Genomic DNA, 1,657 nt, shown 5'->3' with positions numbered 1-1,657 from the left:
TTCATCAGACAATCTGTGTGAGCACTGCAAAGGCAGGTTCTTTAAGGTAAGGAGGTGATCCAACCGCAGGTTCCCCTACGGTTACCTTGTTACGACTTCACCCCAGTCATGAATCACAAAGTGGTAAGCGCCCTCCCGAAGGTTAAGCTACCTACTTCTTTTGCAACCCACTCCCATGGTGTGACGGGCGGTGTGTACAAGGCCCGGGAACGTATTCACCGTAGCATTCTGATCTACGATTACTAGCGATTCCGACTTCATGGAGTCGAGTTGCAGACTCCAATCCGGACTACGACATACTTTATGAGGTCCGCTTGCTCTCGCGAGGTCGCTTCTCTTTGTATATGCCATTGTAGCACGTGTGTAGCCCTGGTCGTAAGGGCCATGATGACTTGACGTCATCCCCACCTTCCTCCAGTTTATCACTGGCAGTCTCCTTTGAGTTCCCGGCCGAACCGCTGGCAACAAAGGATAAGGGTTGCGCTCGTTGCGGGACTTAACCCAACATTTCACAACACGAGCTGACGACAGCCATGCAGCACCTGTCTCACAGTTCCCGAAGGCACCAAGCCATCTCTGGCAAGTTCTGTGGATGTCAAGACCAGGTAAGGTTCTTCGCGTTGCATCGAATTAAACCACATGCTCCACCGCTTGTGCGGGCCCCCGTCAATTCATTTGAGTTTTAACCTTGCGGCCGTACTCCCCAGGCGGTCGATTTAACGCGTTAGCTCCGGAAGCCACGCCTCAAGGGCACAACCTCCAAATCGACATCGTTTACGGCGTGGACTACCAGGGTATCTAATCCTGTTTGCTCCCCACGCTTTCGCACCTGAGCGTCAGTCTTTGTCCAGGGGGCCGCCTTCGCCACCGGTATTCCTCCAGATCTCTACGCATTTCACCGCTACACCTGGAATTCTACCCCCCTCTACAAGACTCTAGCCTGCCAGTTTCGAATGCAGTTCCCAGGTTGAGCCCGGGGATTTCACATCCGACTTGACAGACCGCCTGCGTGCGCTTTACGCCCAGTAATTCCGATTAACGCTTGCACCCTCCGTATTACCGCGGCTGCTGGCACGGAGTTAGCCGGTGCTTCTTCTGCGGGTAACGTCAATCGACAAGGTTATTAACCTTATCGCCTTCCTCCCCGCTGAAAGTACTTTACAACCCGAAGGCCTTCTTCATACACGCGGCATGGCTGCATCAGGCTTGCGCCCATTGTGCAATATTCCCCACTGCTGCCTCCCGTAGGAGTCTGGACCGTGTCTCAGTTCCAGTGTGGCTGGTCATCCTCTCAGACCAGCTAGGGATCGTCGCCTAGGTGAGCCGTTACCCCACCTACTAGCTAATCCCATCTGGGCACATCTGATGGCATGAGGCCCGAAGGTCCCCCACTTTGGTCTTGCGACGTTATGCGGTATTAGCTACCGTTTCCAGTAGTTATCCCCCTCCATCAGGCAGTTTCCCAGACATTACTCACCCGTCCGCCGCTCGTCACCCGAGAGCAAGCTCTCTGTGCTACCGCTCGACTTGCATGTGTTAGGCCTGCCGCCAGCGTTCAATCTGAGCCATGATCAAACTCTTCAATTTAAGTTTGATGCTCAAAGAATTAAACTTCGTAATGAATTACGTGTTCACTCTTGAGACTTGGTATTCATTT

1 rRNA gene is annotated in these 1,657 nt (G+C 53.2%); it reads right to left on the bottom strand.

Going from position 1 to position 1,657, the window contains the following annotated elements:
• Positions 1-47 precede the first annotated feature (47 nt).
• Positions 48-1,587, bottom strand: a 16S ribosomal RNA gene (locus KHQ24_RS23785).
• Positions 1,588-1,657 lie beyond the last annotated feature (70 nt).

The organism is Klebsiella sp. 54 (assembly GCF_018223875.1).
Lineage (GTDB): Bacteria > Pseudomonadota > Gammaproteobacteria > Enterobacterales > Enterobacteriaceae > Klebsiella > Klebsiella quasipneumoniae.
Note: the sequence above shows the minus strand (reverse complement) of the source record. Positions and strands in the feature narration are given on the sequence as shown.